Consider the following 24,495-nt stretch of genomic DNA (forward strand, 5'->3'; position numbering starts at 1 on the left):
AAGGTTGAATCAAGTAGCCATCGTGATAGGTACGTCCCGGGGAATTGGGAAAGGGATCGCCTTATAAATCCGGGAATGGTTGATACCTATTTTGCTAATTCAACACAAGGTTTACCAGAGAAAAAAGACTGGTTAAAGGTTGAACAGATTGCCGAGGCCGTTGCCTGTATGGCGTCAAGCTCCAGCTCATATGGTGATTGATGAAATTATTCTGCACCCATTAATTCAGGAATATCCGATAGCGTAAAGAGAAAACCGTGTTACCATTTAGGTAATTCGGTTTTTGTTTTTTAGCGAAAGGATCTCATACTTTAGTCGCAGAATAAATCATTCTTTTTGATAAAGCTTTTACAGCCAAAAAACAGATATAATAAGAGTAAGAATTCAAAGGGGAGCACGTATGGGAACATCAATTAATCGTTTAAACGTCCTGAAAAATATCGCAGAGCTTTTAAATGAGGCGACAGATATTCATACCATTTTACAGGAAGTATTAAAGAAGCTGCTAACATTAACGGGACTCTCAACCGGATGGATTTTCCTGATTGAAAAAAATGGGAAGCACAAGTTAGCGGCTTATGAAAATCTTCCGCCAGCCTTAGAGTATAACGAGCTATCGCCCATGTGCAAGGGTGGTTGCTGGTGTGTCAATAAATTCAACAACGGGACTTTACATAAAGCGTCCAACATTATTGAGTGTCAGCGTATTGAAATTGCCATTATGCAAAAGCTCGGTGATACTGGCGGAATTACGCATCATGCCACTATCCCATTGCATGTCGGAAACGAACGGTTTGGACTTATCAATGTCGCATCTCCCAATAAAACTTTTTTTACTGAAGAGGAATTAGCCCTTTTAGAAGCAACTGCCCACCAAATTGGAGCAGCCATTAAGCGGATTCAGTTAACAAAAAAGGAACAGGAAATGGCTTTGCGGGAAGAAAGAAATCGACTGGCTCGGGACCTTCATGACTCCGTTAATCAGTTATTATTTTCCATGACCTTAACTGCTAGGGGCGGGAAAGAGATGACGGCTGATCAGGAAGTCAAGGAAACGTTTCAGTATATTCAAGAGTTGGCTCAGCAAGCTTTGAGCGAAATGAGAGCTCTAATATGGCAATTGAAACCGATTGGACTTGAAGATGGTCTGTTAAAAGCGATCAAAAGCTACGGGGAAATGCTGAACCTAAACGTACATGATCAGATTATTGGAGTAGGAAACCTCCCGTCTAATGTTGAAGAGGTCCTGTGGAGGGTCAGTCAAGAAGCATTCAATAATTGTAAAAAGCATGCGGGAACCAACGACATTTGGGTCACGATTGAACACTTAAAAAACGAGGTTATCCTATCGGTAAAAGATGAAGGCAGCGGGTTTACGATTCATGAAAATAACATGATTCCTACATTAGGCTTGAGTAACATGAAAACAAGGGTGGAATCGGTTGGAGGAACTTTTTCATTAACGAGTCAGCCTAATCAGGGTACCTCAATTCAAATAAAGATTTCATTTTAAGGGAAGGCGTTAAAAATGGGGATAAAATTAATCATTGCAGATGATCATCCGATTGTTCGGCGGGGTCTTGTCTTTTTTTTAAAGACACAGTCTGATATTAGAGTGATTGGCGAAGCTAGCAGCGGAAATGAAATCATTCAATTAGCTGATGAATTACAGCCTGATCTTATCTTAATGGATTTATTAATGCCAGGTTTAAACGGGATTGAGGCAACGAAAAAAATTAAGGCTAAAAACCCGTATATACGCATCATTATTTTAACCAGTTTTTCTGATCAAGATCAGGTAATTCCTGCTATTGAAGCGGGAGCTGACGGGTATCAGCTTAAAGATGTAGAGCCGGATGTACTCGTTCAAGCGATCCGTGAAGTGGTGAATGGCGGGAAATCCCTTCATCCGAAAGCAACTGATCAAATCGTCAGTCAATTTACAAAAAAACGGAAAGAAGACGCGAAAATAGACGAATTAACCACCCGCGAAAAAGAAGTGTTAATTGAAATTGCCAAAGGAAAAAGTAATAAAGAAATTGCAACTTCTCTATATATAACTGAAAAGACAGTGAAAACACATGTATCCAACATTCTTGCTAAGCTTGAATTATCAGACCGGACACAAGCTGCCTTATTCGCGGTCCGAAATGGCCTCGTGCAAAACCAATAGCAAATAAAAGACGGAGGGTGCCCCTTATACACCATCCGTCTTTTTTGTAACCTTTGTTTCTCTACTGCCTTTAACTTCAGCCCTTTATCAGTTCCATCCCATTTTCCTGATTCTGTGTCCAATCAAGTGTTTCGGTTGCATGGTCAATGTATCGCAGAAGCGCATAAAGATGACTTTCGATGAGAGAATAATCTTTAGAAAATTGATACGCATGCAGAAAATGCTCAATTTTCTTTGATAACATGTCATCCTTTGTGCGAACCATCAAAAGCAAAAGGTTATCCCATTGAGAACGATGCGTATAGTATAAAGCTCGATCATAATCGACCGTATTCATTCGTTCCCCTCCTCTCTCAGGAGTTACTTTTAGTGTATGTGGTTTGTCCTTAAATTTGTTCTCTAAATGTTGGAGATGCTGTCATGACGGTAACGTTACAAATTGGAGGTATACCCATAAGTGACCAAGGTTTTTAGCGGGGAGGGTTTGATGGGATTTTTAAGGGGTCTAAGGCCCGTAAGAAAGGATTGGGTTGCTGGAAAGTCTTTTATAAGGCTTCTAAAGACAAGACCGAAAAAAGGCATAAAGGCAGAAATAAAGTCTTTTATAAGGGTTCTAAAGGCCGTAAAAAGAGTAAGGGCAGAAGAAAGTCTTTTATAAGGGTTCTAAAGGCCGTAAAAAGGAGTAAGGGCAGAAGAAAGTCTTTTATAAGGGTTCTAAAGGCCGTAAAAAGGAGTAAGGGCAGAAGAAAGTCTTTTATAAGGGTTCTAAATGCCTTAAAAAGGAGTAAGGGCAGAAGAAAGTCTTTTACAAGTGTTCTAAAGGCCGTAAAAAGGAGTAAGGGCAGAAGAAAGTCTTTTATAAGGGTTCTAAAGACAATTAAAAGGAATTAAGATTGAAGAAATGTCTTTTATAAAGGAATGAAGGTAAAGATTCGGGAGATAAAAAAATAAATACATAAAAGTGACCAATAAAAAGAAAAATAAAAGCAAAAACAGGAGGAAATCATGAAAAAGTTTTTATCATGTATTATCTTGGTTTCGTTTCTTTTTAGTGTAGTTGGTCATCAGGAAGTAGAGGGGCAAGTCGATTATGAAAAATACGGAAGAATCGCGATTGCGCTTGTTAAAGAGGATTATCCGGGTGCACCGGTTCAAGAGTATCAATACTTAGGAAGAAAACAGGTTAACGGAGATAAAGTAACGGATTCTTTTGAATTTAGAGTAACAGAACAAGGAAGAACAAAAAGGGTTATTGTAAATGTTACACATGATTTAAAAAACAAAAAGACATTAGATATTTCAGTACAGGAACAAGAAGCCCAATAAACGGGCTTCTTTCTTTTTGCGAATCAAAAACGATACCATTTTTTCATTCTAATTATTTTGCCTGTTTATTCGTGTTATTCGATAAAACACGAATAAACATTAATAAAATATATTGAAAACTCGAATAAAAACGAATAAAATAAAAATGGAAGTACTTCCAAGTTTAGGAAGGTTTCTGAAAATGAGGAAGGAGGCTCCAAGTTTTATAACACAAAATGAAATAAAAAGGGGAAATGTACATGTTTTCTGAAGAGAGAAGAGAAGAGATTTTAAAGCTTTTAGAGCAGACAGGAAGGGTTCAGGTTAAGGATTTAGCTGAGCAGTTTAATGTATCGATTGACTCGATTCGCAGGGATTTATCGATCATGGAGGAAAAGGGGTTATTAAAAAGAACGCATGGAGGCGCCATTCCAGCAAGACTAATTCGTTTGTTTCCTGGTCCAAGCGATCAGCGTTACAATCATGGGGATGATTACGGAAACGCAATCGCAAAAAGAGCAGCATCTTTTATTAAAGCAGGACAAACCGTCTTTATGGGTGGTGCCTCCATACACTACATTATGTTAAAGTATTTGCCTGAAGACGTCCAGTTCACAGTTGTCACCAATTCACTTAGAATCGCAGATGTCTTACGGACTATGGACAATGTTGAATGTTATTTAATTGGAGGAAGAGTAAAGAAGTCAGGCAATATGTCGGATGCCTTTACTAATGAAATGATCAAACAATTTAATTTTGACCTTGCTTTTCTGACTGGTGGAGCTTTAAACGAAAAAGGACTTTCCACGGCAACCCCTGAAGTCGCAATTGGTGCAAGAGTGATTCATAAACAAGCGCGAAAAAACATTTGCTTAATGGGTCACTGGGGGTTTGGCACGACGAATTTTGTTCATATCTTACCTGCTGATGCCTTTAATCTGATTATTACAGATGAAGAAACAGCTGAAGAACATATTGAAGCTGTTCGGGGGTATGGCGGGATAGTGGAGGTTGCATCTCTATAAATGAGTCTGGGTTAACGTAAGTAAAATTATAATTGTGAAAGGGATGCATAGAAAATATGTTTTATCGAAGAAAAACTTATGTTGTTAAAGGAGATTTTATTGAAAATTTTAATTTGCATTTTAATCAAACCCTTTTACCTGCTCAAGTAAAGTATGGTTCTAGGCTAATTGGCAGATGGATGGTCGACAAAAAGAATCATACCGTAGAGGTCTTTGCTATATGGGGATATAACAGTTATGAGGATTATCAAAGAATTGAGGAAACAGTGAGAAGCGACCAAGAGCATGTTAAACGTGTTAGTAACTGGTATAAGCGAAACGGGGGTAGGGAGCGCGTTCGAAAAAATTTTCTTGAAGTAAGAAATGAAAAGATTGAATCCACAGTATTTGATGTAAAAAAATTCTAACTCTGGTAAAATGGAGTTATTATTATTTTTTTAAAAAAGTATGGGGGCGTAATTATGGTAATTAGAAAAATTTTAACCATTCTAATTGGGACCCTACTTTCTTATTCAGTATTGGCTGTGGGTTTCATGAATGAATCCTTAGATGTCATATTGTTTATGCTGATGATTACCTATCCATTCATTTTTCTATATGGGCTACCGGTTACAATTCTATCTGATAAAATAACAAAAGATAGTTTAGGGGTTAAAAGAGTTATTAAAGCTTTTCTTTTTCATGTACTATTTGGCATGGGTTTCGTGTTTGTATTAAGTTTTTTCTTTGACCCACATGAATTATTTTTTAACTTTAAAGAATACTGGTCAAGCGAGGGAGAACTATTATTTTTCGCCGCAACCCTCACTTCCTTCTTCTTCTGGCTTGTCGACGAGGGTATTAGATGTTTTCAAAGAAAATACTGCTATAGTTACGAATGACCACATTCTTTGTGGTCTTTCTTTTTGTTCAAGCCCATTCTTGTTTTACGCGTACATGTTACAGCTCACTTCTTCATACATTGTGGTAAAGGGCATAAGGGGGAGTTACCGGTGAAGACGGATGATCGGAAAGCATTGGAATATGCGATTAATGAGATTACGGAGATTGCCAAAGGATTTGGTCTTGATTTTTACCCGATGAGATATGAAGTTTGTCCGGCGGATATTATTTATACGTTTGGTGCTTACGGAATGCCCACTCGCTTCTCGCATTGGAGCTTCGGTAAGCAATTTTATAAAATGAAGCTGCATTATGATCTGGGTCTTAGTAAAATTTATGAGTTGGTTATAAATTCAGATCCTTGTTATGCATTTTTACTCGACTCCAATACGTTGATTCAAAACAAGCTTATTGTCGCTCATGTACTGGCCCACTGTGATTTCTTTAAAAACAATGCTCGTTTTCAAAATACGAAGCGTGATATGGTCGAAAGTATGTCTGCTACTGCAGAACGGATTCGCCAATATGAAATTGAATATGGGAAAGAGGAAGTTGAGAAAACGCTTGATGCGGTGCTGGCGATCGAGGAGCATATTGATCCTTCTTTAATGAGACCTAAACTGGCGTGGAGCTTAAGTGATATTGAGTGGGAAGATGAAGAAGATGATCAATCTAAATCACCATACGACGATCTATGGTCACTTGATGAAAAGCCAAAACCAAAGGAACGGAAAAAGAAACATAAAAAATTTCCGCCGCACCCAGAAAAGGATTTACTTCTCTTTATTGAGGAATATAGCCGGGAATTAGCTGATTGGCAAAGAGACATCGTGACCATGATGAGAGAGGAAATGCTGTACTTCTGGCCACAGCTTGAAACGAAGATTATGAATGAAGGCTGGGCATCATATTGGCATCAGCGTATCCTACGAGAGATGGATTTAACTTCTGATGAAGCTGTGGAATTTGCGAAATTAAACGCTGGCGTCGTGCAGCCTTCTAGAACGGGAATAAATCCGTATTATCTAGGATTAAAGATATTTGAAGATATAGAAGAACGGTGGAATACCCCAACGGATGAAATGAAAGAAAGAGGAGTCCAGCCAAACTCTGGCCGTGCCAAATTATTCGAAGTGAGAGAATTAGAATCTGACATCTCCTTCTTGCGAAATTACTTAACGAAGGATTTGGTGTTGAGAGAGGATATGTATTTGTTCCAAAGACAAGGCAAGGATTACAAAATTGTCGATAAAGAGTGGACCCAGGTAAGAGACCAGCTCGTGAACATGCGGGTCAATGGAGGTTTTCCATATATTACTGTAGATGATGGAGATTTCATGCGAAACGGTGAACTCTATCTAAAGCATTGGTATGAAGGGATTGAACTGGATATAAAATATTTAGAAAAGGTGCTCCCTTACATTTATCAGCTTTGGGGCAGGACAGCTCATGTAGAAACAGTAGTAGAGAATAAGCCGATCTTGTTCTCATACGATGGGAAAGGATTGCATCGGAAGTATTTGTAAAGGTGATTCGTAAAAACGGCTCCAATATGGGGCTGTTTTTTATTATAATAATGGATAACTAAAATTTTTGAAGAAGATATACATCACCGTTAAATTTTTTTAATACCAGGAGAAAGCAGGTAAAACAAGGGGGGATGGAAATGTATAAGAAAATATTATTGGCAACGGACGGATCTGAACATTCTAAAAGAGCTGCTGAAAACGCAATTCATATTGCTAAATACAGTCCTAATTCTAAAATTGATGTGGTTTATGTTGTCGATCCCGATAAAGTAAAATCGGACGTACTAAAAAATTGGAACTCTGCTGACATTGGCGAAAAACATAAAGATCGAATTAAAGATGTAGAACGAATGGCACAAGAGGCTGGGGTTTCTTATAAGCTAACGATTTTGCACGGGGACCCAGGTCCTGTAATCGTTGATTATGCTAATAAAAACAATCATGAAATCGTTATCATTGGAAGCAGAGGGTTAAATGTGCTTCAAGAATTTGTGTTAGGGAGCGTAAGTCATAAAGTAGCTAAACGCGCCAATTGTCCAGTATTAATTGTGAAATAAAACTGCATAAAGAACAAACTGAAGGGTATGTTGTACATCTCTTTTTTTATTTAATATTAGTTCCAACAGCTTCCAAGCTGTTTTTTTTGATTTTGCTGTTTTCGTATATTTTTGTTGATTTTTTAATGGAGGCAAACATGTCCGTTCCATTTAGCTCCAGACACAAGATTCCCCGGGGAGGAAGTCGAGCCTCCTCGGCTTTGCCTGCGGGATGGATTGGGCAGCTTAAGCATCGCACGAAGAAAATGCGAATGCATTTTATGAGGAGTCAAGTGTCTTCCGCTCCATTCCACTACCGTTGTGAAACAGACTTTGATTTTGAAAGGTTGTATCGGAAATGAAAGAATGATGGCGAAAAGAAGCGTAAGACCCAAATGGATGCGATTACATGCCATTTCACAAATGTTTCACAATCCTATATACTCTGTTTTGTTATCGGCGGACCCGGCTTTCATGAGAGTTGAAAGTCAAACAAACTAAAAAGAAAGAGGTGCTTCATGAGCATTCATTCAATTAAAAATACATGGTTCGGGAACATCAAAGGAGATGTACTCGCAGGAATGGTTGTAGCAATGGCTTTAATACCAGAAGCCATTGCATTCTCTATTATTGCGGGTGTTGATCCTATGGTCGGGATCTATGCTTCGTTTTGTATAGCAGTTGTTATCGCATTTGTTGGCGGAAGACCTGGGATGATTTCAGCTGCAACTGGTGCGACGGCTTTACTGATGGTAACTTTAGTAGCCGATCACGGACTGCAATATTTACTCGCTGCGACTATTCTGACCGGTATCATTCAAATCGTCATGGGAGTCCTTAAACTAGGGCGCTTGATGAAATTTGTTCCGCGATCCGTTATGGTCGGATTTGTTAACGCACTTGCCATTCTAATCTTTACCTCTCAATTAACCCATTTTGTTGGGGAAAAATGGCCGATGTATGCAATGGTAGCTGGAGCTCTAGCAATAATTTATATCTTGCCTCGGGTTACAAAAGCAGTCCCTTCTCCGCTGGTTGCAATCGTAGTCACTACAATGATTGCGATTTTTACTGGAAGTGACATCCGAACCATTGGAGATATGGGAGAACTTACGCAAGCCTTGCCAATCTTTTTAATTCCTGATATTCCTTTTAATTTTGAAACCTTACAAATCATCTTTCCTTACTCTTTATCTATTGCGATTGTTGGGTTAGTAGAATCCTTATTAACGGCATCGATTGTCGATGACATGACTGACACTAAAAGTGATAAGAACAAGGAAGCAAGAGGGCAAGGAATTGCGAATATTGTATCTGGATTGTTCGGGGGAATGGCTGGTTGTGCGATGATTGGTCAATCGGTTATTAACGTAAAGTCAGGCGGTAGAGGAAGACTTTCGACATTAGTTGCAGGTGTATTTTTAATGGTGTTAATTTTGCTGCTAAATGACTTTGTTGTACAAATTCCAATGGCGGCATTAGTTGGGGTTATGATTATGGTTTCAATCGGTACTTTTGATTGGGCTTCGTTAAAATCAGTGCACAAAGCTCCAATTACAGATACCATAGTGATGATTGTAACCGTCGTAACGGTTCTTATGACACACGATTTATCAAAAGGGGTTTTAGCGGGCATTATTTTAAGTGCTATTTTCTTTGCTGCTAAAATATCTAAAGTCAAAGTCACCACATTAAGTATGGATGGATCTTATAAAAAAGTATATCGCGTTTCAGGTCAGCTATTTTTTGCCTCTGTAACAGACTTCATTGAAGGTTTTGACTACTATGATCGTGTCAAAGAAGTTGACTTAGATTTAACACAAGCTCACTTGTGGGATGATTCAGCCGTAGGAGCCATCGATAAAGTGGTGATTAAATATCATCAAAATGGTGTCAAGGTAAACTTAATTGGCCTTAATACTGAAAGTAACAAATTAATTGATAAATTGGCCGTTCATAATAAACCAGGCGGTCTGAATAAAGCATCGGGTCATTAAAATTTAAATTTCTATAGTACCAATTATTATAACGGCTCTATTAGGGAGCCGTTTTATATTATTCTATTTTAAATAAGTATCGCTAAAAAACACATTTTTCTGTATTGACAGGTTGTCTAAATTTTTTTACAATTGAGTCATAGTATATGAATATATGCTCATATAATGAAAATGAGGTGGTAAAAAAATGGAGCATAATGATTACAAAGAGAATGAAACTAGAAATAAAGACTTGGATCAAGAAACTTTATTTATGGTGGCTCAAACCTTTAAAGCTCTTTCTGATCCAACCCGAATTCGGATTCTCCATCTTTTATCACATCAGGAATATTCGGTAAATCAGATTGCTGAGCAGTTATCCTTATTACAAACAACCGTTTCTCATCAGCTTCGGTTTTTAAAAAATTTACGGCTAGTCAAGTACCGTCGTGAAGGAACGACCATATATTATTCACATGACGACGAGCATGTTATGAACCTGCTGCAGCAAACAATCAAGCATGCTAGCCACCATTAGGAGAGGGGACAGTCATGGGACATTCGCATCATCATGGTCATAGCCATGATCACCATCACCACCATCACCACCATCATCATACTCATAATGCTAATAAAAAGGTTCTCTTAGTTAGCTTTTTATTAATTTTTACATTTATGATTGTAGAAGTCATCGGCGGATTTTTAACGAATAGCTTAGCTCTGTTAAGTGATGCGGGGCATATGTTAAGTGATGCAGCAGCATTAGGATTAAGCTTATTGGCTTTTAAAATCGGAGAACGCGCTGCTAACGATCAAAAAACCTATGGATACAAACGATTTGAAATTTTAGCAGCCTTCATTAATGGGATAACGTTAGTCGTCATTTCCCTATATATATTTTGGGAAGCGTATCATCGCTTTTTTGAACCTCCCGAGGTAAGCACGGGAATGATGTTGATCGCTATAATCGGTCTAATTGTTAATATTGTAGTTGCATGGATTTTAATGAAAGGCGATACGAGCGGGAACTTAAATCTGCGGAGTGCCCTTCTCCATGTGCTTGGCGATATGGTTGGTTCTTTCGGAGCAATTTTAGCTGGTGCTTTAATCTACTTCTTTAATTGGAATATTGCCGATCCGATTGCCAGTGTCCTTGTTGCGATTCTGGTTTTAGTCAGCGGATGGCGGGTTACGAAAGATTCTTTCCATGTATTGATGGAAGGAACACCTGCACATATCGACTGCCAAAAGGTTAAAACGGCTTTATTAAAAATTCCGGGAGTGAAGGAGGTCCATGATCTCCATGTATGGACGATCACATCCGACTTTCCGGCACTGAGCTGTCACCTTGTTGTTAATGAGATGGAAGACAGGGATACAATCCTAAAAGATACAACGGCTTTGTTAAAATCGCAGTTTCATCTTAAGCATACTACAATTCAAATTGAGGGCGAGCAGTTTGAAAATCGAGATGAACATGAATTTTGCCGTTAATTAAAAAGGGTGATAGGCCGCTTGCGGTTTACACTCTTTTTTTGTGGGAGTGAAACCAGTGAGAGGGTTTAGCTAATTTTTTTGAAGTTACGATTCGATTCCTGAATTTTTTATATGATATTTGTAAATTAGGTGGACTCGCAGCTAATAATCCTTGTGTATTTGTTAAATTTTAATTGTTTTTATCAGTCTTTTTGTTAATGAGACAGTTTGTTTTTATAACGACGGGCGGCTAGATAAAGAATCGCGCGAAAATCGAAATTTACGCGCGAATGTAAAATTAAGGAAAAAATAAGTTGCCAGAAACCGATAAAATCCATTCCTTTTCATAAAAAAGTCGTGCGGGCTGGACTTTTAATAAAAATCAACCTTTTTGAGATTTAATGAATCAACTTGTTCCATCAAGCCCTCCGGCCATTTCCAATTGCTTACCTGAACAGCATCCGTAATATGGGAAACCTTGCTCGCTCCAATTAAAGCTGAAGTGACAGCAGGCTGATTTAAGACCCAAGCTAGAGCAAATTGAGATAAATTTATACCATTGGCCTCAGCTAAAGCGCGATACCCATTAACTAACTGAAAATTCCGTTCTGTAAAGTAATTTTTAATCAGTCTCTCGCCATGTGCAGCCCGGCTTTCAGGTGGTATGTCATCAAGATTTTTGTACTTACCAGATAATACCCCTCTGGCTAAGGGACTGTATACTAAAACGCCAACCCCCTCAGATTCACAAAAAGGCAATAATTCCTGTTCAATTTCCCGAGACAGCAAATTATACTGGGGCTGAACCGAGATGAATTTTTCTAAGTTTAACTTTTCACTGATGCCGTGTGCTTTCGCAATCTGCCAAGCAGCAAAATTAGAGCAGCCAATGTAACGGATTTTTCCTTGATGAACTAAGTCGTCTAGCGCCCTTAATGTTTCTTCTATAGGTGTTAAGGGATCAAAACGATGAACTTGATATAAATCAATGTAATCGGTTTGTAATCGCAGCAAGGAGCGATCGACTTCTCGCATGATGTGAGTGCGGGAAAGGCCGCTGTCATTTTTTCCGGATCCCATGCTTAACCCAACTTTTGTGGCCAGCACTACCTGGTCTCTTCTTCCTTTAAGCGCACTTCCGATGATCTCTTCACATTCACCGGTTCCATATGGGATTTCAGCGTCTTGACCCTTGCCATAATAATTAGCAGTATCAATAAAATTAATCCCATTTTCTAAAGCAGCATCTATAATCGCGCGGGATGCTTGTTCATCAATCCATCTGCCAAATGCCATCGTACCTAAGCATAAATTGGATACTTTTAAGCCCGTTTTACCTAAATTTTTATATTGCATCATCCATCACCTCTATTTTAAAGATTATCAATAATGCTGCGGAAATAATAGATAGAGAAGCTAGAATTTTATAAAAGATTACATTAAAAAGTTATTTAATGCAGATAACGTTTAATAAAAACAGAAGAAAGCCATATTAACTATAGCGTTATTCAGGAAAGGAGCCGTATAAATGGATTTTTTACCACGAGAACAAATTATCCGCGACCTGCAGCAGTCTTTTCAGATGTACATAAATCAATATGGAATTGAAGATATCGGTATTTTTGAAGAAGAAGGAGAGGATGACCGCTTTTACCTAGGATACACGGTTCGAAAAGATGGGAAGACCTATCATATTCACACTCCCTATATGAAAAATAACAACGGGGAATTAGCCGTTATCCATGAAGATTGGACTGTTGAAACCGATGAGCCGCAAAGGGAAGATTTAAGCGGATATCCCGATTTGGATAGCGTGTTTCGCGAAATATAGAAATTCACGCTATAAATAGTGGCTTAAAATATAGTTCGAGCTAGTGGGAATCTTTCCCATAAATATGTAAACCCAACATCTTCCTTAACAATTTTGCACTTTGTTATTACTTATCATTATCGGTAAGAAAAGATCCGAATGTTTGTAACCATTCCCTGCAGTTCATACTAAAAGAGTAGGGAGGGGAGAACCTTGACGTTTGAAGTGTTTTTATATGTCCTGTTGGCGGCTGTTGCTAATGTCATAGGCGGTCTTGTTATATTGATTAAAAAGGATTGGTCCAAAAATGGCTTAAATGCTTTAATGGCCATTAGTGCAGGAATGTTATTATCAATTGCCTTACTGGATCTCATTCCTGAGATACTGGACCATCATCATGATTATTCGATCTTTGTTTTAGCGGGTATTATGGTGATATTTTTTTTCCAGCAATTTGTCTCCAGGCATTTTCACTTTGGCGAAGAAACGCATCATCACTCGAACTCCAGGAGTGCTATTACGGGTGCATTAATTGGATTGATGATCCATACCTTTTTTGATGGTTTTTCTATCGTTGCTAGTTTTGAAATAGATGTTTCTCTCGGCGTCACGGTTCTTACGGCGGTGTTATTACATAAGATTCCCGATGGATTGACAATTTCATCGATCGTTTTTTCGTTTCTGGAGAATAAGAAAATGGCTTTTTTAGCGGCAGTGCTTCTTGGTATATCGACACTAGCAGGTGCGATACTAGCAAATTTCCTATCCCCGCAAACGGGAGAATTCAATATTGCGACGATTGCGATTGCTTTTACAGCAGGAATTTTTATCTATGTAGCTTGTGCGGATTTATTGCCAGAAGTCAATAAAAGTGACAATCGATTGGTTTCGTCCTTTTTTCTGATAGGAATCATCGTATATTTTCTATTAAACTGGGTGATGAACCAATTTTCTCCTCATATACATTAAACAAACAAAGCTGCTCTTTTAGGCAGCTTTGTTTCAATATTATTTAGTAGCGGGTTTCAGTTCATGTTCTTTTTTCCAATTTTGTACGTGATCGGTTTCAATGATTCCCATCGTCACATCACCAATATCGGGATCGGCGAGGATTAAGTCCCGAACAGAGAATTTAATATCATCTGCAACAGCGAGAGATAGACCTTCTCTTAATTCAATATAGCTTTCAACATGATATTTTCTGCCCTCTTGCAGGATTCGCATCTTGCGGATATCCACTACATCCGGATGCGAAAAGATAATGTCTGCAATCCGGTTTTCCACTTCCTTAGGCGCTGCTACCCCAATCAGACCTACCGTATTTTCGTATCCGATTTTTATGGCAATTCCAATTAAAAGAATTCCGATTAACATGGTTCCTACACCGTCTAAATAATAAAAGCCTGTAAAATGGGCTAACAAAATAGAAACTAAGGCAAGTGCTGCACCTAAGGTTGCAATAATATCTTCATAAAAAACTAGTCGGGTTGGAGGAGCAGCCAGCCGCACATTTTTAAAAGCACCTGTGACTAATTTAAAACCTTTAGCCTCTTTCCGTGTTTCTAAAGCAATCTCCTTCATTGCTTTGAATAAAACATATCCGTCAATAATAATGGCGACCGCCAAAATTCCTACATTTAACCAAAGATTGGTGGAAGCTTCTGGGTGCTGAATTATCTCCCAGCCTTTATGAAGTGTTTCGTAAGCCATGATAGAAATCACAATGACAGCAATAAGCACAAATAAGTTAACGACGCGGCCAAATCCAGTTGGAAACCTTGGTGTAGGTTCTTTCTCAGCCAGTGCACTTCCGATAAATACAAAGCCTTGATTGATTGCGTCGGCAATAGAGTGAATTGTTGTAGCAAACATGGCACCACTTCCGCTAATCGCAGCTGCTATCCCTTTGATGGCTGCTAAAAAAGTATTACCTAAAGCAGCAGCACCTGACGATTTATTCCCCTTCTTTAACAGCTCAATAAAAGACATATTATTCACCCTTCTATGTAGTAACAGTACTATCAGCATGATATCCATTGAGATGAACATTTATTCCGAGACAGTAAGGAGAGCTCTTTGTACAAATATCGGTCTATGCTTAATACGTATGATGACAATATTTACAATTCAGGTGAACGTTCAATGCTTTAGCTGCCATTTGTATCATGAAAAGCAAAAGAACTTCAGCCAAATCTCGACCCTATTAAAAACTTCTCTATACTATAAAGACGAAGTTAAATTTAAACATGTTTATTAAAATATTTTTAGAAGTTATGAATTTTTTGTTTCAATCTGCTCTTATCTCTTGAGATTGGTGCATGAAACAGATAGGATGGACATAGGTTATCTGCCAAAATTTATGTAAATAAGAAAGTGGTAAAGGAGAAAAAGAATGTATCATATTTTTTACCAGTCACATGCAGGTTCATGGGCGATTTTAATCGTGCTGTTTTTGATTAGCTATTTTGCGAGAAAGCAAAAAATTAGCGTGATGCTGCAAAGATTGTTCTACATCATCATGCTTGTTTCCGGAATTGGCATGCTATTCTTGCGAAACTTTGAATTGCTCTTTGTGGTAAAAGGGATATTAGCGATTTTGCTCATAGGTACAATGGAAATGCTAACCATCAGATCTAGAAAAGGCAAGCCTGTTGCAGGCATCTGGGTAGGATTTGTCGTATTACTTGCTCTAGTTGTCTTAATCGGGTATGACATTATCGTATTTTAATGAAAAAGGTCTAACTTACTTATTCCTGTAAGTTAGACCTTTTGTTTAATTTATTTATGAGTTATCACCAAGTTTTAAGCTGATAATGTTTAATGTAATTCCTCAATTAATTCAACTTCCAGCCACTTTCTTACGCTATTAATAAACCAAATTTTCGGAGATTTTTCCAAGTCAGATAGGGTTAGAGTTTTTTCTTGTATCACACCTTCTTTGATTAACACCTCACGGAAAGTACCCGCCAATAATCCGCTATTAACAGGGGGTGTCCATAATGAGCCGTCTATTTCTAAGACTACGTTTCCGTTTGTAAACTCAGTTAACTCCCGATCTTCATTCCAAAGAAGTACATCAAACACATGAGGTTCCTCTTTTTGAAACTTAGAGTAAATTTGCCGATTCGATGTTTTGTGATATAAGAATAGATGATTCCGATCAACTGGTTCCTTGGCAAGTGAAACTTTTATAGATGACTTTGGCTTTTGAATTGGTTGTCCTTCTATCGTAAATTCACCGCTTTTATCTAAAAGAAACCGTACTTTCAATGAATCCAGAGGATTTCGTCTTGCAAAATCAGCTAAAGTCTTTTTAATCTTATTTTCTTTAAAAGTGAATCCAAAATATTGAGCCGATTGATTTATGCGATTGAGATGTTCCTCTAACAGGAAATACTCGCCCCTGTTTAAAAGAATACTCTCTAATAATTGAAATTCAGGTCTATCTTCTTCGAGAATTTTAGATTTCGCAAGAATTTCATGGTATTCCCCCTGGAACGTTGAGTCCCATGTAATTCCCCCTCCGACCCCATATGTGGCTTGACCAGACTGCTTTTCAATTACCACTGTTCTGATAGGTACATTAAAAATCGCCTCTTTATTTGGAGAGATATAGCCAATTGCACCACAATACACGTTACGTGGTGTCGTTTCTAACTCGGCAATAATATTCATCGTGCTGATCTTTGGAGCACCTGTGATCGAACCACATGGAAAAAGGGCTTTAAAAATATCGACAATTTGAGTATGGGCTGGAACTTTTGCTGTTATGGTTGAGGTCATTTGATGAACGGTTGGGTATTGTTCTATTTCAAATAACTTTGTGACTTCGACCGAACCAGGTTCCGCAATTATGCCTAAGTCATTTCTTAGCAAATCAACAATCATTACATTCTCAGCCCGATTTTTTTCTGATTGATACAGCCAGCTTGCATTTTGCTGATCTTCTTCAAATGATTTCCCTCTTTTTATGGTTCCTTTCATTGGTCGGGTTGTAATGGTTTCTCCTTTTAAATGGAAGAACAGTTCAGGTGATGCAGATAAAATACTATGATCCTCCGTTTGGATAAAAGCACTGTAATTGGAAGCTTGTGCTCTTTTCATTTTTTCAAACAGTGAGAGCTCATCACCATCGAATCGGGATTTTAGACGAATCGTATAGTTAGTCTGATAGGTATCGCCACTTTCGATGGATTGTTTTATAAAGGAAATTGCCGCACGATACTCATCTAAACTAACATTCGGTTTCCATTCGGTTAGAACATAGGGATCATTGCCAGTTAGGTTTTTTAATTGTGGCTCTGAAAAAATACCAAACCAAAGAAAAGGCATGGTTGTAGGATGCTTCAACTTATAGGCAGAATCAAAGGCAGCGGCACTTTCATAGGAAAGGAACCCAGCTGCATAATAACCGTTATTGACTGCATCCTGAACAAGCTGAAAGCTAGGCAAGACGTCTTCAATTTTCTCGGCAGAAATCACCTTTATTGGGTCTGAAAATGTAAGTGGTGTTATGACACCATCCAAAGAAGCAAATTCGAATGATAAAAATGGTTTTTGTTTATTATTTGGCATTTTCATGTTCCTTTGATGTTTTTATAAAGAAATTCCGTAACATCTGCAATCCGTTTTCTGTGAGAATCGATTCGGGATGAAATTGAACGCCTTCTACTTTAAAGTGCTTATGCCTAATCCCCATAATTTCCCCATCCTCACTTCTTGCACTGATTTCCAAGCAATGGGGAAGTGTGGAATTATCAACGACTAATGAGTGATATCTTGCTACTTGTAAGGGGGATGGTATGTCACGATAGATACTCTGCTGATCATGTTTAATCAATGAAATTTTCCCATGCATAGGCTTCAATGCTTTTTTTATGGTACCGCCAAATGCCTGAGCAATAATCTGTTGACCTAGGCACACACCTAATATCGGCAGCTTTTGATAATAATTAGTAACAATATCTAAGCAAATACCAGCTGAATCAGGATTGCCAGGTCCAGGTGATAAAAGTATATATTCAGGTTTCATTTCTTCAATCTGTTGGGTTGACAGCTGGTCATTACGAAGGACCACAACGTCTTTGCCAATCGTTTGAATGTATTGAACCAAATTAAAAGTAAAAGAATCATAGTTATCAATCACTAAGATCATATAATAGCTGCCTCCATTCCAGTTTAAATATTGTATTTTTTTCTCTAATTAATCAAGATGTTTTTTTTATGGAAAAATAAATCACAACAAGATAAAAACCACTAAAGCAAAAGCCTTAGTGGTTAATTTCCTAACTGTTCAAGCTGATTTAGTGTATTTTGCAGGTTTTGGAACGTTTGCATGAGCTCTGAATCCATTAATTCATTTAATTGGAACTGTCCTTGTTCAATTTTTTCTAATGAAGAATCTATAGCTGCCTCAATCGTTTGGTTATAGCCTTCGATGGTTTGATGAATATCTTCAGCTATGCCTGGTGGATTAAGAGCATTAAATTCTTGAATTTCTTCCTGCATCATTTGCAGCTGTTCCTCTAGATTAGCTAATACATTCGGATCAGATGCCGCTTGTTCAGCTAAAGCAGGGACATCGTTGGCAAACTGATTGGCTTCATTAACATAATCCGTGGCTTCATTGACATAATCTAATGTATTATTCACATCTTCCAACAGTGAACATCCGCTTAGGAAGAGTAACAAAGCAAATAGACTAATCCATTTCTTCAATGGGAATCCTCCTTATAAGAAATTTTTTCTATACATACATACGAAATGAAAGCTCTAAAGTTTCATATTCCCTTTTTCACCAATATAAAACGCTAGCTTTCCCTGTGGATGTATGAACCGAAAAAAATCGAAGGAAAATAATTGACAGTTCATGAAAAAAGAATTATAGTTAAACACGTTAATAGTTCAACAGTTTAACTAAATTCAAGAAAGGTGATTGATACATGGAAAAAAACCAAACTATGGAGTTAATCGATCGCTATGTATCTGTCTCGTTTCAAGTAACCAATAAGGCAGAAGCGTTAATAAACAATGCAATTGGAGCTGACCTAACTTACGATCAGCACTATATTCTTCGCTATATCCATAATGCTGGAAAGTGTACATCTACAGAATTGGCAGAAGCATTTGATGTAAACAAAAGTGCAATTACTGCCATCATAACCAGATTGACGAACAGGGAACTGATTAAAAGAACGAGGGATCCTGAAGATCGTCGGGTAGTCTATCTTACTTTGACTGAAAAAGGGAATGAGCTTTTTTCACAGACACAGCAGAAGGTACAAAAGCTGTTAAAAAGCATTATTACCCAATTTAACGATGAAGAGATTGCCGCTTTTATTCAAACCTATGAAAAACTTTTACAAGTTATAACTAACATCCAAGAGAAAGGGGAATTGAAATGAGAGCCATTTTAAAGGGAAAATGGTTTGTCATCATTGCGTGGATTTCTGTTACATTCCTTTTATTTGTTACTTCACCAAACATGGCGGATCTTGTACGGGAAAAAGGTCAAATTGCTGTTCCAGACGGGATGCAATCAACAACAGCACAGCAAATTCTTGCAGAAGTGCAGGAAGATGAGGGAAGCGGAGAAACATCTCAGGTTGCTTTAGCTTTTCATAGTGAAGAAAAATTGACAGCAAAAGAAATAGAAGAAGCAGAACGAGCGATTCAATTACTAAATGACCATGCTAATCAAATAGGCATTACCAATATTTTGACCCATTTTACGAACGAAAGTTTGGAAAGTGAATTAGTTTCAAAAGATGGAAAAACAATTTTAGCTTCAATTGAAATTAATATGGAGGGCAAGGAGCTGAAAGAGGTATCAGAGGCCCTTTATGACACGATTGATTCTGTCGAAGTCGATCACGATTACACAAGTGAATGGATGATTAATGAAGATTTAGTGACGAATTCACAGGAGGGACTTAAGAAAACCGAGGGGATTACGGTCGTCTTTATTTTAGTTGTATTGCTGCTCGTATTCCGATCAGCGGTCACACCGTTCATCCCTCTTATTACGGTAGGATTCTCTTATTTAGTCTCTCAATCTATTGTTGCTTTTTTAGTAGATACAGTTGATTTTCCGCTTTCAACCTTTACACAAATTTTCTTAGTGGCCATTTTATTTGGTATTGGGACTGACTACTGTATTTTATTACTGAGCCGGTTTAAAGAGGAATTGGCTCATAATGAGGATATATCTGAAGCGATTATTACTACGTATCGAAATGCAGGGAGAACGGTCCTTTTTAGCGGATTAGCCGTCCTAGTAGGCTTCTCAACTATTGGTCTATCAACTTTCAAACTTTATCAATCAGCAGCAGCTGTAGCAATCGGCGTATTGGTTCTTTTGGTCGCACTGTTCACCATTGTTCCATTTTTTATGGCTATTTTAGGAAAAAAGCTATTTTGGCCGGCGAAAGGCAGCCTTGAACATAAAGAAAGCAAAATCTGGGGGGCAGCAGGAAACTTCTCTTTAAGACGTCCCCTCATTTCATTAATATTAGTTGCGGCTGTTGCGGTTCCGTTTTTATTAGCATATGATGGAGACCTTTCCTTCAACTCGCTAGAAGAGATGCCGGAGGACGTGGCATCAGTAAAAGCATTTAATATAATTGCGGACAGCTTTGGACCTGGTGAATCAATGGCGACTCAGGTTGTGATCAAAAATGATGAGGCTATGAACTCAAATGAATACATCGGCTTAATTGAGGAAATGAGCAGAGAACTGGAAAAAATCGATTATGTTGAAAAGGTTCGGTCAGTAACGAGACCAACAGGAGAACCAATTGAGGATTTATACGTGTCCAATCAAGCAGAAGTGCTCGGCAACGGCCTTGAAGAAGGGAACAAAGGAATTCAGGAAATTAGTGAAGGCTTAGATGAAGCAACAAGCCAATTATCTGGTTCAGAACCAGATCTTGTTGAAGCAACGAATGGAATTGAAGAGCTCATTTCAGGTACGAATGAGCTGAAAGCAGGTATGGAGCAGCTTCAAAATCACTTAGGTGATATTGAACAAGGTCTTCGTTCAGGAGCAATCGGTTCTAATGAAATTAAACAAGGGTTAGAAGAAATTAAAGCAAGCGCAGAAGAGCTTTTGGAAGGAAGTAAAACTCTGCTTGCCGGTTATGAAGATATTGAAGAAGGATTAACGGCTCTTGAAGAACAGTATCAAGGCATAGGAGAAGGACTATCTGCTCTTTCTAATAGTTTAGTAAATATAGATCAATATTTTACTAGTTTAGAGTCAAACTATGAAGGGATTGCTCAAGATCCTGATTATAATCAGTTGAAAACCATAGTTCTAACCGCTAAAGACCAATCCAGCCAGCTCTCTGCAGGGCTAAATCAGCTGAATGGAGCTCTCGCTGGTGTTAGCGGCGGCATTAACGAGGCAAACCGATCTTTCCAAACAATCAATAACGGAAATGAACAGCTGGTATCCGGAATGAATGAGGTTATCGCTGGTATAGAAGAATTAAATACAGGGCTGGAGGCAGCGGCGGATGGTCAGGAGCAAATCGTTGATCAATTACCTGCCTTTACAGAGGGCCTAACTGGCATTAACGGAGGACAGCAACAAATCCTTGACGGCTTTTCTAATCTAGGCAGTCAAATGTCCGAGTTAACCAATGGACTGGACATGAGTGTAGATGGCTTAAATCAAGTTGCGAGCGGGTTAGGTTCGGCACAAGACTATTTAACTGGTATCGCATCAAATGATCAAATTACATCAGTTTATATTCCTGAAGAGGTATTAAATAGTGAAGAGTTTGAAGAATCCCTTGATGCGTATATGTCAAATAACCGAAAAGTAGTCACTTTTGATGTTGTCTTTGGTGTCAATCCGTATTCAAATGAAGCCATCAATCAAATTGAAACAGTAGAAAGTACAATTAAGACAGTAACGAAAGATACAAAGCTAGAAAATGCAGAGGTCGCAATTGGCGGTGTTTCAAGCAGTCAAGCCGATTTAAATGAGGTTTCTGATGCTGATTACACTCGGACAGTAGTCCTTATGCTGGCCGGGATATTCCTTGTCTTAGTAATCTTGTTAAAATCTTTCATTATGCCGGTTTATTTAATTGGCTCGCTTATTTTTACGTATTTTACATCGATGGCCATTACCGAAGTAGTATTCGTAAATATTTTAGGATATACAGGCATTAGCTGGGCAGTTCCGTTCTTTGGCTTTGTTATTTTAATTGCATTGGGAATTGACTATAGTATTTTCTTAATGGACCGTTTTAATGAAAATAGAGGAATGTCCGTTGAAGAAGCGCTGCTGCTTGCGATGAGAAAAATGGGAACAGTCATCATTTCAGCTGCCATTATTTTAGGTGGAACCTTTGCTGCAATGATGCCATCAGGAGTCCTATCCTTATTAGAAATTGCTACGATTACTTTAACGGGATTAATTCTATATGCAGTCATTGTATTGCCGTTGCTTGTCCCTGTAATGGTTAAAACATTCGGGAAAGCGAACTGGTGGCCGTTTATAAACTGAAACAGAGGGACGGTTCTTGCGTTTCTGAAACGCAAGAACCGTCCCCTTGTTTCATATAAGTATATTATTATATAATAATAGATGATTTGGAGGTGAAAGAGTTGGAAAGTGAAAGAACAGTAAGCATTGACCAAGCTGCAATCATCCTTAAATTACTTGGGGATTCAACAAGGCTGACCATGGTTAAAACATTGTCTGAAGACGAGTGTTGTGTTTGTGAATTTGTCGAACTCCTTCAAATGAGCCAGCCTGCGATCAGTCAGCATATTAGAAAGCTAAAGGATGCTGGCCTAATCAAAGAACGAAGAAAGGGGCAGTGGATTTTTTATTCTTTAAATCATGATCATGAGTTAATGGATATTATTCTTCCTATTCTCACCCATTTACCAAGTCAAAAAGAAAAATTAGTCGAATTAGAAAAAAGCGGAAAAAGGATTTCTTGTTGCTAGGGAGGATTTACAGAAATGATTGAGACCATCCTCGCCTCCATCATATTTTTAGTTACACTTATCCTGATTATTTGGCAGCCAAAAGGATTAGGGATCGGTTGGACTGCCTGTGGAGGCGCTATTCTTGCACTGTTAGTTAACGTGGTATCATTTCAGGACGTTCTGGAAGTTACCGACATGGTATGGAATGCAACGTTAACATTTGTCGCTCTAATTATTATTTCCCTAATTTTAGATGAAATTGGATTTTTTGAATGGGCTGCCTTGCACATGGCTCGTATTGCCGGTGGGAATGGGCTCAAAATGTTTATCCTAGTCACTCTGTTAGGGGCAATTGTTGCAGCTTTATTTGCAAACGATGGTGCCGCGCTCATTTTAACACCGATTGTACTAGCGATGGTGCGGGCGTTAAAGCTAAGGGAAATTATGATTTTACCCTTTGTCATGGCGAGCGGATTTATCGCAGATACTACTTCGCTTCCGTTTATAGTGAGTAACTTAGTGAATATTGTTTCAGCTGATGTTTTTGGTATTGGCTTTTTGGAATATGCTATTCATATGGCTGTACCTAACCTCTTTAGTTTGTCAGCCAGCATTCTGGTCTTATATTTGTTTTTTAGAAAATTCATTCCCAAAACGTATGAGATAGAGCATCTAAAAAAGCCAACAGAAGCCATTCGTGATCTGAGACTATTTAAAATCTCGTGGTTTGTCTTAGCTGTATTGTTAATCGGCTACTTCACTAGTGAGATTATTGAGATTCCTGTTTCTTTCATAGCTGGTGCGATAGCGATATTATTTTTATTAATATCAAAGAGAAGTTCAGCTGTTGATATTGGGACCATAGTAAAAGGGGCTCCATGGAATATTGTTTTCTTCTCAATTGGGATGTATGTCGTTGTATATGGACTTAGGAATGTTGGGTTAACGAGTGTATTAGCAGATTTGATACAGGCTGTATCCGAGCAAGGTCTATATGCAGCAACAATCGGAATGGGGTTCATCGCTGCGATCCTTTCATCACTTATGAATAATATGCCTACCGTTATGATTGATGCACTGGCAATCAGTGAAACAAATACCACTGGAGCCGTAAGAGAGGCATTAATTTACGCCAACGTGATTGGATCAGATTTAGGGCCAAAAATCACGCCAATCGGATCATTAGCAACCCTGCTCTGGCTTCATGTATTGAGTCAAAAAGGTGTGAAAATCACATGGGGCTACTATTTTAGAGTTGGTATTATTTTAACGATTCCAACCCTGCTTATAACGTTAACTGGTTTATATATTTGGCTTGTAATCTTATCTTAAAGGAGAGTTAAGAAAAATGAAGAAAAAGTCGATTTATTTTCTCTGTACCGGTAACTCATGCAGAAGTCAAATGGCTGAAGGCTGGGGGAAAAAGTTACTAGGGGAAGAATGGCAGGTTAAGAGTGCAGGGATTGAAGCGCATGGTCTAAACCCAAATGCAGTAAAAGCTATGAATGAAGTCGGAATTGATATCTCAGATCAGACTTCAGATTTAATTGATATGGACATATTAAATCATGCTGATTTAGTAGTGACCCTCTGTGGCGATGCAGCTGACAAATGTCCTTTGACACCGCCTCATGTAAAAAGAGTTCACTGGGGCTTTGATGACCCAGCTAAAGCTGAAGGAACGGAAGAAGAAAAATGGCAGGTCTTCCAAAGAGTCCGTGATGAAATTGGAGAGCGAATTGAGAGGTTCGCAAAGACAGGTGAATAAATGCAGCATAGGGATGGTTCTCGCGTTTCATAAACACAAGAACCGTCCCTATGTTTTCCCCGCACAA

26 protein-coding genes and 1 pseudogene are annotated in these 24,495 nt (G+C 38.3%); 21 read left to right on the plus strand and 6 right to left on the minus strand.

The features are described from left to right. Positions 1-63: 63 nt before the first annotated feature. The 3 genes and pseudogenes from CRO56_RS08820 to CRO56_RS08830 all read left to right on the plus strand — a co-directional run. Positions 64-247 (plus strand): annotated as a pseudogene (locus CRO56_RS08820) (SDR family oxidoreductase); the annotation flags it as partial. A 153-nt stretch (positions 248-400) separates the two neighbouring features. Then, a complete protein-coding gene (locus CRO56_RS08825; protein ID WP_097158240.1) occupies positions 401-1,513 on the plus strand; it encodes a GAF domain-containing sensor histidine kinase in 1,113 nt (370 codons plus the stop codon). Positions 1,514-1,528: 15 nt separating this feature from the next. Further along, complete coding sequence (locus CRO56_RS08830) at positions 1,529-2,173, plus strand: response regulator (protein WP_097158241.1); 645 nt, start codon at positions 1,529-1,531, stop codon at positions 2,171-2,173. A 76-nt stretch (positions 2,174-2,249) separates the two neighbouring features. Here CRO56_RS08830 and CRO56_RS08835 read toward each other — a convergent pair whose 3' ends face one another. Next, positions 2,250-2,510: a YhdB family protein gene (locus tag CRO56_RS08835; RefSeq protein WP_097158242.1), complete on the minus strand. Its 261-nt coding sequence runs from the start codon at positions 2,508-2,510 to the stop codon at positions 2,250-2,252. 150 nt (positions 2,511-2,660) lie between these two features. Here CRO56_RS08835 and CRO56_RS22840 point away from each other — a divergent pair, with 150 nt between their 5' ends. The 10 genes from CRO56_RS22840 to CRO56_RS08880 all read left to right on the plus strand — a co-directional run bounded on the left by CRO56_RS22840 (position 2,661) and on the right by CRO56_RS08880 (position 10,920). Beyond that, positions 2,661-2,831: a hypothetical protein gene (locus CRO56_RS22840; RefSeq protein ID WP_179714221.1), complete on the plus strand. Its 171-nt coding sequence runs from the start codon at positions 2,661-2,663 to the stop codon at positions 2,829-2,831. A gap of 347 nt (positions 2,832-3,178) precedes the next feature. Beyond that, complete coding sequence (locus tag CRO56_RS08840; protein ID WP_097158243.1) at positions 3,179-3,499, plus strand: DUF3889 domain-containing protein; 321 nt, start codon at positions 3,179-3,181, stop codon at positions 3,497-3,499. Between the two features lie 239 nt (positions 3,500-3,738). After that, on the plus strand, positions 3,739-4,503 hold the full coding sequence (locus CRO56_RS08845) for a DeoR/GlpR family DNA-binding transcription regulator (RefSeq protein ID WP_097158244.1): 765 nt from the start codon (positions 3,739-3,741) through the stop codon (positions 4,501-4,503). A gap of 56 nt (positions 4,504-4,559) precedes the next feature. After that, positions 4,560-4,910 carry an NIPSNAP family protein gene (locus CRO56_RS08850; RefSeq protein ID WP_097158245.1) on the plus strand — a complete coding sequence of 117 codons (351 nt, stop codon included), beginning with the start codon at positions 4,560-4,562 and terminating at the stop codon, positions 4,908-4,910. Positions 4,911-4,964: 54 nt separating this feature from the next. Continuing rightward, positions 4,965-5,384, plus strand: a complete 420-nt coding sequence (locus CRO56_RS08855) for a hypothetical protein (RefSeq protein WP_097158246.1) — start codon at positions 4,965-4,967, stop codon at positions 5,382-5,384. A gap of 111 nt (positions 5,385-5,495) precedes the next feature. Beyond that, positions 5,496-6,911 (plus strand): SpoVR family protein, encoded by a 1,416-nt coding sequence (locus CRO56_RS08860; protein WP_097158247.1) that lies wholly within the window; start codon positions 5,496-5,498, stop codon positions 6,909-6,911. A gap of 140 nt (positions 6,912-7,051) precedes the next feature. Continuing rightward, positions 7,052-7,471 carry a universal stress protein gene (locus tag CRO56_RS08865; RefSeq protein WP_097158248.1) on the plus strand — a complete coding sequence of 140 codons (420 nt, stop codon included), beginning with the start codon at positions 7,052-7,054 and terminating at the stop codon, positions 7,469-7,471. A gap of 497 nt (positions 7,472-7,968) precedes the next feature. Beyond that, positions 7,969-9,447 carry a SulP family inorganic anion transporter gene (locus CRO56_RS08870; protein WP_097158249.1) on the plus strand — a complete coding sequence of 493 codons (1,479 nt, stop codon included), beginning with the start codon at positions 7,969-7,971 and terminating at the stop codon, positions 9,445-9,447. Positions 9,448-9,634: 187 nt separating this feature from the next. After that, on the plus strand, positions 9,635-9,964 hold the full coding sequence (locus CRO56_RS08875) for an ArsR/SmtB family transcription factor (protein WP_097158250.1): 330 nt from the start codon (positions 9,635-9,637) through the stop codon (positions 9,962-9,964). A gap of 14 nt (positions 9,965-9,978) precedes the next feature. Continuing rightward, complete coding sequence (locus tag CRO56_RS08880; protein WP_097158251.1) at positions 9,979-10,920, plus strand: cation diffusion facilitator family transporter; 942 nt, start codon at positions 9,979-9,981, stop codon at positions 10,918-10,920. Positions 10,921-11,274: 354 nt separating this feature from the next. Here the strand turns inward: CRO56_RS08880 and CRO56_RS08885 are convergent, their stop codons facing one another. Further along, positions 11,275-12,258: an aldo/keto reductase gene (locus CRO56_RS08885; RefSeq protein ID WP_097158252.1), complete on the minus strand. Its 984-nt coding sequence runs from the start codon at positions 12,256-12,258 to the stop codon at positions 11,275-11,277. Positions 12,259-12,430: 172 nt separating this feature from the next. Between CRO56_RS08885 and CRO56_RS08890 the strand changes: the two genes are divergently transcribed. Continuing rightward, positions 12,431-12,733, plus strand: coding sequence for a DUF5634 family protein (locus tag CRO56_RS08890; RefSeq protein WP_097158253.1), 303 nt, complete (start codon positions 12,431-12,433; stop codon positions 12,731-12,733). 192 nt (positions 12,734-12,925) lie between these two features. After that, complete coding sequence (locus CRO56_RS08895) at positions 12,926-13,681, plus strand: ZIP family metal transporter (protein ID WP_097158254.1); 756 nt, start codon at positions 12,926-12,928, stop codon at positions 13,679-13,681. A 39-nt stretch (positions 13,682-13,720) separates the two neighbouring features. Here the strand turns inward: CRO56_RS08895 and CRO56_RS08900 are convergent, their stop codons facing one another. Then, positions 13,721-14,701, minus strand: a complete 981-nt coding sequence (locus CRO56_RS08900) for a cation diffusion facilitator family transporter (RefSeq protein ID WP_097158255.1) — start codon at positions 14,699-14,701, stop codon at positions 13,721-13,723. Between the two features lie 403 nt (positions 14,702-15,104). Here CRO56_RS08900 and CRO56_RS08905 point away from each other — a divergent pair, with 403 nt between their 5' ends. After that, on the plus strand, positions 15,105-15,440 hold the full coding sequence (locus tag CRO56_RS08905; RefSeq protein WP_097158256.1) for a DUF1516 family protein: 336 nt from the start codon (positions 15,105-15,107) through the stop codon (positions 15,438-15,440). An 89-nt stretch (positions 15,441-15,529) separates the two neighbouring features. Here the strand turns inward: CRO56_RS08905 and pabB are convergent, their stop codons facing one another. The 3 genes from pabB to CRO56_RS08920 all read right to left on the minus strand — a co-directional run bounded on the left by pabB (position 15,530) and on the right by CRO56_RS08920 (position 18,430). Continuing rightward, the gene (gene pabB, locus CRO56_RS08910) at positions 15,530-17,287 is read right to left on the minus strand and encodes an aminodeoxychorismate synthase component I (protein WP_179714222.1); all 1,758 of its coding nucleotides are present in this window, start codon (positions 17,285-17,287) and stop codon (positions 15,530-15,532) included. After that, positions 17,277-17,867 carry an anthranilate synthase component II gene (locus CRO56_RS08915; protein WP_097158258.1) on the minus strand — a complete coding sequence of 197 codons (591 nt, stop codon included), beginning with the start codon at positions 17,865-17,867 and terminating at the stop codon, positions 17,277-17,279. The genes pabB and CRO56_RS08915 overlap by 11 nt, the downstream gene beginning before the upstream one ends. Positions 17,868-17,989: 122 nt before the next feature. Continuing rightward, positions 17,990-18,430 (minus strand): DUF6376 family protein, encoded by a 441-nt coding sequence (locus CRO56_RS08920; protein WP_097158259.1) that lies wholly within the window; start codon positions 18,428-18,430, stop codon positions 17,990-17,992. A gap of 224 nt (positions 18,431-18,654) precedes the next feature. Here CRO56_RS08920 and CRO56_RS08925 point away from each other — a divergent pair, with 224 nt between their 5' ends. From CRO56_RS08925 to arsC, 5 genes are all read left to right on the plus strand, one after another. Next, the gene (locus CRO56_RS08925; RefSeq protein WP_097158260.1) at positions 18,655-19,116 is read left to right on the plus strand and encodes a MarR family winged helix-turn-helix transcriptional regulator; all 462 of its coding nucleotides are present in this window, start codon (positions 18,655-18,657) and stop codon (positions 19,114-19,116) included. After that, positions 19,113-22,229: an MMPL family transporter gene (locus CRO56_RS08930; protein ID WP_097158261.1), complete on the plus strand. Its 3,117-nt coding sequence runs from the start codon at positions 19,113-19,115 to the stop codon at positions 22,227-22,229. Before CRO56_RS08925 ends, CRO56_RS08930 begins: the two co-directional genes overlap by 4 nt. 101 nt (positions 22,230-22,330) lie before the next feature. After that, positions 22,331-22,678: an ArsR/SmtB family transcription factor gene (locus CRO56_RS08935; RefSeq protein WP_245855725.1), complete on the plus strand. Its 348-nt coding sequence runs from the start codon at positions 22,331-22,333 to the stop codon at positions 22,676-22,678. Positions 22,679-22,693: 15 nt separating this feature from the next. Next, on the plus strand, positions 22,694-23,992 hold the full coding sequence (locus tag CRO56_RS08940; protein WP_097158262.1) for an arsenic transporter: 1,299 nt from the start codon (positions 22,694-22,696) through the stop codon (positions 23,990-23,992). Between the two features lie 16 nt (positions 23,993-24,008). Next, positions 24,009-24,428: an arsenate reductase (thioredoxin) gene (gene arsC, locus CRO56_RS08945; protein ID WP_097158263.1), complete on the plus strand. Its 420-nt coding sequence runs from the start codon at positions 24,009-24,011 to the stop codon at positions 24,426-24,428. Positions 24,429-24,495 lie beyond the last annotated feature (67 nt).

The sequence above is a fragment of the Bacillus oleivorans genome, assembly GCF_900207585.1.
Lineage (GTDB): Bacteria > Bacillota > Bacilli > Bacillales > JC228 > Bacillus_BF > Bacillus_BF oleivorans.